Raw genomic sequence first — 11191 nt, forward strand, 5'->3', positions numbered from 1 at the left:
CCTTTATTAAATTTTACCTTATTTAAAAACTTAATTGAATACCTCCGATGAATGTACGGGTTGCTGGATATTGCCACGCAATTACACCATTGGAATAGGTTTCAGGATTATATCCAACAAAATCATTGGATGTAAATGTATATAAATTATCAATGGATATATAAGCTCGTAATTTTTGAATGAATATTTTCTTTGTTAGATTTACGGGCACAGTGTAACCTAAGGTCATGTTACTGATACGTAAGAAATTACTGCTATATAAGAATCTAGAAGAAGTTTGAGTTGCTTTATTGGGATCTCCATAAATATATTGTGGATATTTGGCATCTTTATTTTCTTCTGTCCATGAATTTAATGCAACGTCTTTCAACGGAGTACGATTGGCCATACCAAATCCGGTGAATGAAGCTCCGGAATCGAAAACTTTTCCTCCTAATCTATAGGTAAAGTTCATGTTAAAGTCAAATCCTTTCCAGCTTAAATTTGTACCGAATCCACCTAAAACTTTGGGGTCAGCATCGCCTACATAACGTTTGGCTGCTGCATTATAGTCGGAGGTCGTTTCGTTGCCTTCTTCATTCAGATACCATAATGGTTTACCATTTTCGCGGTCAACGCCTGCATATTCTTTCATATAGAATTGGCGATAGGGGCGTCCTTCTTCAATAATTTGATAAGTATATTCTATGGGTTCATCTGTAGATAGTTTGATGATCTTATTTTTGTTCCATGTCATATTTGCATAAATATTCCATGTAAGATTATTGTTGTTGATAACAGATGCATTGATAGATGCTTCAATACCACGGTTGCGGATTGCACCAATATTTTGGTATACTGTAGACATACCTGTAGTCATGGACAATGGTACTTCAAACAATGCGTCACTCGTCTCTTCATTATAATAATCGAAAGTAAGATGGATACGATTAATTAAAGATAAATCAAAACCTATATCAAATTTTTTTGAAGTTTCCCATGTCAAATCTGAATTAGAGATGCTAGTGGGAGTCATACCAGGCTTTTCGTTATAATTGTATCCGGAAGAATAGAAACCACGTGCTGCATACCAATCGATATCTTGATTACCTACGGTTCCGTAAGAGGCCCGAAGAGTGGCATTGGTAATAATAGAATTATCTTTAAGAAATTCTTCTCCACTTACACGCCATTTTCCACCAACAGACCAAAAGTTACCCCAACGATGATTTGAACCGAAAACAGAGGAACCGTCACGGCGGAATGAACCAGATACATAATATTTATCCTCGTAAGAGTAGTGTGCATCCATAAAATATGATGCCAATCGAGCTTCTTTCTTATAATATTCCGATCCTTGAGGAGTTCCAGCAGTAGAAAGGTCGGTTTTTCCATCAGCTGCAAATGGGAAATCAGAGCCTGAATAATATTCATAGAAATAATTCTTTCGTTGCATCTCTTGACCTAATAACAAGTTAATATTGTGTTTGTCAAAAGTATAGTTCCAACCTAATACATTGTTCCACGTAATTGTTGTATAACGAGAATTGTACTGTTGACCTAATCCATTATAATCAACAGCTTGTGGATTATATAATGCACTCCAATATTGATATTGACGTAAATCAGCAATATTTACACCTAAGGTAGTTTTTGCATAAATACCTTTTCCGAGATCAATCTGCAAATATGGGTTGAAGTTCAATGTTTGATTATTGTTTTCATTGATTTCACCAGCTTTTTCATCATATAAAGCTAGAGGATTATAATTACTGATATTGGCATAACTTCCATCTTCATTATAGAAAGGCATCATAGGATTCATAGAACTTATAGCTGCTACAGTAGCGCTGGACATAGAGCCACTTGTAGCTTGTGAAAAGCCGTTTTGGGTAGAATTACTGTATGAAGCGTTGACACCGATAGTAAAGCAACTGAACTTAGAGTCTAGGTTCAAACGTCCTGAATAACGTTTCATGTCAGAACCAATAATCAATCCTTCAGTATCTAAATAACCTAAACTAACATAATAACCAGTAGAACCAGAACGTCCTTGGAGGTTTACATTGTAGTCTTGGTAGTATCCTTTACGGGTGATAGCATCCATCCAATCGTAGGATGAAACACCATCCCAACCATAACCTTGATATACTTTTTTCAAATAATCATAGCTCTCATCATAGGTGTTACCATAAGCAACAGAACGTCCGTGAGCAAATAGATTCATAGATTCTTGAGCATTGGCGTAATCCATATTATGATTTCCCATTGAAACAAATCCTTGTTTAATGTCTAAGTTGATGCTCATTTTTCCCTCTTTTCCTTTTTTAGTAGTGATTACAATAACGCCATTAGCTGCGCGTGAACCATAAATGGCTGTAGCCGCAGCATCTTTTAGAACTGTAACACTTTCAATATCAGAAGGGTTGATTGCGGCCATCGGATCAAAATTATTATTTGTAGTCGTACTCATACCATCTGTTTCAGAGTTGACAGGCATTCCATCTATTACATATAATGGCTGAGTGCCTGAATTCAAAGAACCACGTCCACGAACATAAATCTCGCTCCAAACACCAGGCATACTGGTAGAGTTGCTCATTTGTACGCCTGGTACAGCTCCTTCTAGTGCTTTCACAAAATTAGCATCAGATTTTTTGGCTATAACATCTTCACCAATAATAGCAGCAGCACCAGTAAATGAAGCTTTGCGTTGAACTCCATATCCTGTTACTACCACTTCTTCAAGCACTTCGGCATCCGACTTCAAAGTGATATTAACAGTCTGTTTTATAGCTACTTCTTGTGTAGCCATTCCGATAAAGGAAACTACCAAAGTCTTTGCGGAACTTGGAACATTTGATAATGTAAATTTACCATCCATGTCAGTAACTGTACCTACAGTAGTACCTTTTACTAAAATAGAGGCGCCAACTACGGGTAATCCGTCCTCCTCCGAAATAACAGTACCTGTTACCTTCGTGATCTGAGCGGTTACCAAACCTATACCTACAAAAAGGCAGGTCAATAACAGCATTAATTTTCTTTTCATAAAATTCTCTCTTAAAGTTTAACTTTACATTAATATAAATTCATTCACTCTAACAAATGACAAAGGTATGAATAAAATTGTAATATCAAACAAATTATTGTAAAAAACATACTAAACTGCTATATTTTTATGCTTTTAGGCATTTAAAACTCACAAAAGACGAAAATAAACCTCATATTTATTCTTTTTTTTAAGTCATTAAAAAGAGAAACTTTCAATTTATAAGTGATCAGGTAAACATACATTAACCTATAAATGTTAACGAATCGTCTAATAAATATAAAGATGAGAACAAAATAGTAGGATAATGCTTTTCTACTTTTCTTTATTGCGTCTTATTATAGAATTTCAATTAAAGAATTAAATTATGAGGAAAATCAGTTATCGTTTCGTTTACAATCGAAAAAAAAGTTTAAATGACAGAGGGACCGCTTTGGTCCAAGTTGAAGCCTACTTGAATAAAAAGAAAGTGTATTTTTCCACACATGTTTATTTACGGCCAGAACAATGGGATGTAAAAAGGAAAATCATCAAAGATCATCCTAACCAAGATGCGCTGAATGGCATGCTTAATGAATTTATTATTGAATTAGAGAAAAAAGAATTAAGTTTGTGGAGGCAAGGAAAGACAATAACCTTAAGCCTCATAAAAGAAGAGTTCAAATCGAATACAGATGCTTCATTCTTAGGGTTTGCGCGTAAAGAAATAATGTCTTCTCAGCTAAAAGATAGCACTAAGCGCAACCATTTAACAACAATATCCCTTTTACAATCGTTCAAACCGACAATTGAGTTTGAAGACTTAACCTATAATTTCGTTACGGATTTTGAAAAAAATCTTTATGAATCTGGATATCAAACAAATACAGTAGCCAAGCATATGAAGCATTTGAAATCTTTTGTTAATGCTGCAATTAATAAAGGATACATTGATCCCAATAACTATGCCTTCAGAAGATATAAAATTAAAATGAAGGAAGGAAAACATGTTTTTTTATTACCGGAAGAAATGAAAAAATTGGAAGAAGTGTCTTTGACAGGAAGAAATAGTTGTCTGGAACATACTCTTGATGCATTTTTATTTTGCTGCTATACGGGATTGCGGTATTCTGATTTTGTGAATTTGAATGAGAAAAATATCGTAAAAATGGATGGAAAATTATGGCTAATCTTTGACTCTGTCAAAACAGGTACAGAAGTGAAATTGCCTTTAAACTTGCTGTTTGAAGGTAAGGCTTTAACTTTATTACAAAAATACCAGGGAAAATGGAGTTCGTTTTTTTCAATTAAAAATAACTCAAGTGTAAATAAAGAGCTGATACGAATTGGCAAATTAGCAAAAATAAGCAAACACTTTTCATTCCATTCTGCAAGGCATACTAATGCTACTTTATTGATATATAAAGGTGCTAATATAACAACCGTGCAAAAATTATTAGGACATAAAAACCTTGCTACAACACAAATTTATGGAGAAGTTATGGGAAGTACAATTATACGAGACTTGAAAAAATGTCAAAAAAGATAATTAACTCTATTGTCTATACATTATCTCTTATAAAGATGAAGAAGAATCATTTTCAAAAGTGAATATAGCCTTATCTTCTTAATAAAGTTTATCGTTTTGTGAACATGATAATTTTTTGTTGTGATTGCAATACGATAAACTAAAAGAAATAAAATGTGACAATATTTCCATCTCAGCCTAACCGGGTAGAAAATAGGTATCAAGGTTATTGAATTTCTGCAAAATTCATATATGTGTATCATATAATATGCGCATATAAAATTCTATATCAGAAAATGATAATAATAGTTTGCTAATTTACTTCATGTCCTACTATCTTCTTTTGTAATCTAAAGTGCAAACAATCTTTGGAAGTTTTGAAATATTTAAAAAGTTGAGAAATATCAATCTTAGTACTTCAGGTATTTTATGAACAGAGTAACAACGAACAGGAATGCTGCAAGTCAATTCTTTTTTCAGTAGAAGAAAGGTAGAAAATTATTATTATCATACTCTTTAAACGGCTTAAATCAAGGAAAACGAATAAGAGATTCAGTAATACATATGCTGGTTATCAATTATTTACATAAATAATTAGTTCCGCAAAGACTTTGGTAGTTTCCTTTATCGGAATGGCTAGTCAAGAGGTTTCTATCAAACAGAATGTTAGCATCATTTTAAAATCTGATACTAAAGTGCTTGGAGAAGTGATGGTTGTTGCATATGGCACTGCAAAAAAGGAATCTTTTACAGGATCAGCATCCGTTATTAATAATAAGAAACTGGAATTACGTCCTATAAGTAATGTTACTAAAGGATTGGAAGGACAGACTACAGGTCTGTTAACAACTTCAGGCTCAGGTCAACCTGGCGAAGCTGCCAAGATCGTGATTCGCGGTTACGGTTCCATCAATGCCTCACAAGATCCTTTGTATGTAGTTGACGGAATACCTTTTAGTGGAGATATGAGTTCTATCAATCCTGCCGATATTGAAAGCATGACAGTTTTAAAAGATGCTTCAGCCGGAGCCCTTTATGGAGCCCGTGGTGCAAATGGTGTAATTATGATTACTACCAAACAAGGAAAAGAAGGCAAGACTAAGGTATCTTGGCGTTCTACGGCAGGTTGGTCTTCACGTTCCTTGAAAGCCTATGACATGGTTGACCAAAAAGAATTTGTACAGTTAACGTATGAAGGTTTACGCAACGGATATATCTTTGACAATGGATATAACTGGGAAGCTGCCGGTAGACAAGCATCAGCAGATTTAGGTGGCGTTTTAGGTGGAGAACAATATAATCCATTTAAAAATTACACATGGGGAACAATTATAGATCCTGCAACAGGTAGAGTGCAGGGTGATGCTACATCCGCATGGAATGAATCTTGGATGGATGCAATACAAAGAGACAATGCATTTCGTCATGAACACCAGTTGTCTGTTAATGGAGGTACAGAAAAGACCAAATATATGTTCTCTTTGGGATATTTAAATGAAGATGGCATCTTGATTAATACCGGTTTCCAACGTTATAATGCCCGTGCAAACATAAACACTGAAGTGAATAAATGGATGAAGACTGGATTGAATGTGTCACTTTCCAATTCCACACAAAATTTTAGTGATTACGAAGGTTCATCTAATTCAAATGTATGGTACTCTGCACAATTTATGGCTCCGATTTACCCGGTGTATATAAAGGGAGAAGATGGTAAAGATGTATTAGATGCTGATGGAAATCGCCAACTGGACTACGGTGACGGTAGTGTACAACGCCCACAGTATAGTGATTTCAATCCCGTAGGCGGTTTGGTAGATGACAAGGCTGATATAAAAACAGATGTAGCTGGTTTGCGCACATTTTTGGCATTCGGCTCAGATTCGGAAGATGCCGGATGGGCTAAAGGTATTAAGCTGACTTTGAACTTTGGTCTGGACTACCGGAACAAATCTCAAAAATCATATATGAATATGCACCATGGTAATCAGGCAGCTGCCGGCGGTTTGTTGATGAAATATAACAGAAGAACCCAATCTTATACTTTTAACCAGTTACTGACATGGGGGCGTTCTTTTAACTTTCATAACATCGATCTTTTGGTTGGTCATGAATTTTATGCATATAAATATGAATTTCTGTCTGCCGGAAAAACCAATTTAGTAGATGGTATTCTTGAATTGCGTCCGGGTACAAATCTATACAATGCGGATTCATATTCGGAAGATTATCGTGTGGAATCCTTCTTTGGGAGATTCAATTATAACTTTAATGAAAAATATTATTTTTCAGCCTCTATCCGTACGGACGGTTCTTCACGCTTCCAAAAAGATAACCGTTGGGGTACTTTCTGGTCTGTCGGTGCCAACTGGAGAATTTCACAAGAAAAGTTTATGCAGAATTTGACTTGGATTTCTAATTTATCAGCTAAAATCAGTTATGGTGAACAAGGTAATGATAATCTGTTAAGATATGATAGTCTTGAAGGAGGATATGTACCAGATTATTATCCTTGGCAAGGACTCTATCCATTGGAATATCCGAATGCGAATCAAGTAGGAGGCCTGATCGGTGCTTTGGAAAACAAAAAACTTTCATGGGAAAAAAGCGGTAATTTAAATGTCGGTATTGAGGCAAGTATGTTTGACGGACGCTTGAATGTCAGTGCTGAATATTATAACCGCAAAACAACGGATATGTTGCTGGGATACCCCAAGGCTACTTCTAGTGGATTCTCTGAATACAACGCGAATATCGGTTCTATGCGTAATACCGGGTTTGAATTTAGCTTAGGTGGTTCCCTTATCAAAACCACTGATTTTATATGGAACTTAACTTGGATGGGCTCTACTGTAACCAATAAAGTGCTGAAACTGACTGGGGAATCTCCTGAAATTATCAAGGGAGTTTTCAGTATTAAAGAGGGAATGCCTATTAATACATATTATATGGCTAAATCTGCCGGTGTGGATCCTGCAACAGGAGCGCAGCTCTATTGGGTATATGATAAGGATGATAATGGCAACATCACTAACGAATATATCAGCAGTGACTATCAAAAAGCTGCGAACAGCAAATATTATTCCGGCAGCCGTATACCTGATTTATATGGTAGTATCAATACCGATTTCTCTTACAAGAATTTCGATTTGTCAATATTGGGTACATATTCTATAGGAGGTAAAGTTTATGATTCATTATACGCTGGTTCTATGGAGGTTATGTATGCAGGCAATACATGGAACAAACATGCTTTGAGACGTTGGCAACAACCTGGTGACATCACAGATGTACCTCGTATTCAAATTGGAGGTTCCTACACAACTTCAGACCGTTTTTTAGTTGATGCTTCATACTTTGCTATCAAAAATATCACTTTGGGCTACACTATTCCCAAACAATGGCTAAAGAAGGCCGGGCTAGAGTCTGTCCGCATATTCGGATCGGTAGATAATCTCGCTTTATTTTCTCATTTGGACGGTATGGACCCACAGTATAACTTCAAGGGCGAAACAGACTATTCTTATGCTCCCAACAAGACTTATTCAGTAGGTTTTGAAATTAATTTCTAACAATTTAAAAGAATACAGGAAAGTATGAAAAAAATATTTAAATACATATTTGCCGGGATGGCTGCAATGTCTGTGGTAGCTTGCAGTGAGGATGCTTTGGAAACCAGTCCTTCATCTTCTGTTTCTGGCAACGAATTATTAGGAACAGCAACTAATGCATTAGTATCATTGAATGGTGTATATCGAGCAATGTATACAGCAGGGGTTTCAAACAGCTCTAACACTCATCAATGCTTCGGTATCACAGCTTATAATCTGGTGGCAGATGTTATGGGTGAAGATTGCATTATGAACGGACAAGGTAGCGGCTGGTTTTGGTATGATTGCGTTTACAATGTAAAATCAAGATATACCTCTACCGGATGGCGTTCTTATGATATGTGGAATGGCTATTACACTTGGATTTCTAATGTCAATTACATTTTGGCAGAAGAGGAAACCATGTCTGGAAGTGAAACCGAAAAGAATTATGTGCTTGGACAAGCCTACGCTGTACGTGCTTACAGTTATTTTATGCTGGCGCAAATGTTTTCTCGCACTTATAAAGGACATGAAAGCGAACCTTGTGTACCACTCTATACAGAACCGACTGATATTGCAACAGAAGGTAAAGGGCGCGCAACGATTGAAGAAGTATATCAACAAATCACTTCGGATCTTGACAAAGCAATTACCATGCTAGGCAACTCAGGTAAAAGAAAACATATCAGCCATATCAATGAGGCTGTTGCCTCAGGTATAAAGGCTCGTGTCGCTTTAGTGATGGAAGACTGGCAGACCGCTTTGGATGCCGCGAATGCCGCAATAAGCAAAAGCGGGTGTAGTGTCGGCACTGGAACTGCGGTAACCGGTGGAATGAATGATGCTACTGCCAATAATGTGATGTGGGCGGCCGAAATCATAGCCGACCAGTCCGGAATGTATGCAGGTTTCTTTACACACATGGATGCGGATCAAGGGAAATATGGAGCTAGTGCTCGAAAACAGATAAACAAACTGCTTTATGCAAAGCTAGGCACAAATGATGTCCGCAAAAAATGGTGGAATCCACAAGACGAGAATAATGAAAAGAATGGTTACCAACAAGAAAAATTCAAGTTTAAAGATTATGCGAAATGGACAGGTGACTATATTTTTATGCGTATTGAGGAAATGTTCTTAACCGCAGCAGAAGCATCTTGTCGTTTAAATGATGACAAAGGCGCACGACTGATGTTGAACAGTTTAATGCAAAAACGTGATGAGGATTACACTTGCAAAAAAACAGGAACGGCATTAGGTAAGCTCACCTCGGATGAAACCGGTTCTTTACTTGAAGAAATTATAATTCAACGCCGTATTGAACTTTGGGGAGAATTTGGACGTATCTATGATATACGTCGTCTGAAACAAGGGTTCAGACGTACTGCAGACATGGGCTGGCCATCCAGTGCTTTAATTGCTGGTACAGATACGGAAGATCCTGAGTCGTATGCATGGGTATTAACTATTCCTCAAACGGAATTTGATGGTAATCCGAACATGGATCCTAGCAAAGATCAGAATCCGATAGGTGATCATAAATAGTATTAATCTGTAAGCAAGTAAATTATGAAAGTAAATAAATATATAATCGGCATGTTTGTTGCCACTGCAACTCTTTTTGTATCGTGCAACACCGACAATGAAGGAGATATATACAATGGCACAACAATGGGGGTGACATTCGCCACAGGTACACAATCGGTTTCCTTTCCTTCCACAGGATATGAGGGTTTTGATGTGGAAGTCTTACGCGCGAAATCTTCGGAAGCTACTACAATTAATTTATCAGCAACATTAGTTGTCGGTGATAAAGAGCAGGAACTCCCTGCCTCCATTACCGTACCTTCCTCGGTTTCATTCGCAGCAGGGGAATTTAAGACCAATATTCATGTTACAGTTGGAGATATAACTCCTGGACAGAATTATAAAGTCAAGATATCTTTGCCGGAGGAAATGGTTACGATAGACCAGACTTCGGATAAAGTCATAACTGTTTATAGGGATTATACTTTTTCTTCATTAGGAACTGGAACATTTAAATCTGCGGCTATGGCAGAGGAAGGGGAAGATTTTACAACTTGGGAAGTAGAAGTTCAAAAAGCAGACCAGATATCATGGTATAAAGCTATGAACTTATATGAAAAAGGATATAACATTGTCTTCAAAGTTAATGAAGCCAATGAGGTCACTGTAGAATCTCAGCCGGCATGGAAGCACGCATCCTATGGAGAAGTTTTTGTTTCAGGCAAAGGTGCTTTGGAAGACGGAGTTATTACTGTGAAGCTGTCGCATGATGTACCCAATGTTGGTGGTTTTGGTGAATTTAAAGAAATACTTTACCTACCTGCTAAATAATTTAGATTTAAGATATGAGGAAAAGATGAAGCTTTCTCCTTAATTATCCAATAGATTATTACCCAAGTATACAAAAATAATGTATACTTGGGTAAATCTATATAGTAAATCGGTCTTTGGAAATTATCGATAAACATCTGTTAACTCAAATTCGATTACTATATAAATGTGCCTGTAAAGACATATATGTTAAATATTTAGTTACATATTTGGAAGGAACACAACAAACCACCATCAATCCTTATGAACTGATTGTAATTCCTGACGGGAAGTCAAATTCTGATTACACACGGAATCTTTCATCAGTTTTTTAATGTTCTTCCCAGCCAAAACTCAAAAAAACGATCATAGACCGGATATAGCATATTATGCCGTCAAACAGTTGATATATTTCAGATATAACATTTTTATTAATGTACTTCCCGCTTTTCTGGAAATGGTGTGTAACAAATTTTGTATATTCTTTCAGTCTGATAGATTGTTGATCCAAAATCATAGTACTTTGATAAAAAGCCGGAAGACTTATAAAAATTTCTCCCGTCATATGACATTGTGAACCTAAATATATAAAATGGGCATTGTACAATGTTATATATCGATGCTCAAAATGGCTTTAACGTTCTTTCTCGAATCGGATCTTGAGCAATAACTTGAAATTAGTCAATCGCCACTAGGCAGATTTTGTCTGCTTTTCCTAGATAG

Annotated in this window: 5 protein-coding genes; 4 read left to right on the forward strand and 1 reads right to left on the reverse strand. The window is 36.4% G+C overall.

Annotated features, from left to right (window positions below; all coding sequences use genetic code 11):
- Positions 1-22 precede the first annotated feature (22 nt).
- Positions 23-3031 (reverse strand): SusC/RagA family TonB-linked outer membrane protein, encoded by a 3009-nt coding sequence (locus tag BVU_RS09330; protein WP_005849136.1) that lies wholly within the window; start codon positions 3029-3031, stop codon positions 23-25.
- Positions 3032-3398: 367 nt separating this feature from the next.
- Here BVU_RS09330 and BVU_RS09335 point away from each other — a divergent pair, with 367 nt between their 5' ends.
- The 4 genes from BVU_RS09335 to BVU_RS09350 all read left to right on the forward strand — a co-directional run bounded on the left by BVU_RS09335 (position 3399) and on the right by BVU_RS09350 (position 10489).
- Positions 3399-4559 carry a site-specific integrase gene (locus BVU_RS09335; RefSeq protein ID WP_011965357.1) on the forward strand — a complete coding sequence of 387 codons (1161 nt, stop codon included), beginning with the start codon at positions 3399-3401 and terminating at the stop codon, positions 4557-4559.
- A gap of 611 nt (positions 4560-5170) precedes the next feature.
- Positions 5171-8110 carry a SusC/RagA family TonB-linked outer membrane protein gene (locus tag BVU_RS09340; protein WP_117615958.1) on the forward strand — a complete coding sequence of 980 codons (2940 nt, stop codon included), beginning with the start codon at positions 5171-5173 and terminating at the stop codon, positions 8108-8110.
- Between the two features lie 24 nt (positions 8111-8134).
- Positions 8135-9676 (forward strand): RagB/SusD family nutrient uptake outer membrane protein, encoded by a 1542-nt coding sequence (locus tag BVU_RS09345; protein ID WP_005839570.1) that lies wholly within the window; start codon positions 8135-8137, stop codon positions 9674-9676.
- Positions 9677-9700: 24 nt separating this feature from the next.
- Positions 9701-10489 (forward strand): hypothetical protein, encoded by a 789-nt coding sequence (locus BVU_RS09350; protein ID WP_005839567.1) that lies wholly within the window; start codon positions 9701-9703, stop codon positions 10487-10489.
- Positions 10490-11191: the final 702 nt, after the last annotated feature.

Source organism: Phocaeicola vulgatus ATCC 8482 (assembly GCF_000012825.1).
Classification (GTDB): Bacteria; Bacteroidota; Bacteroidia; order Bacteroidales; family Bacteroidaceae; genus Phocaeicola; species Phocaeicola vulgatus.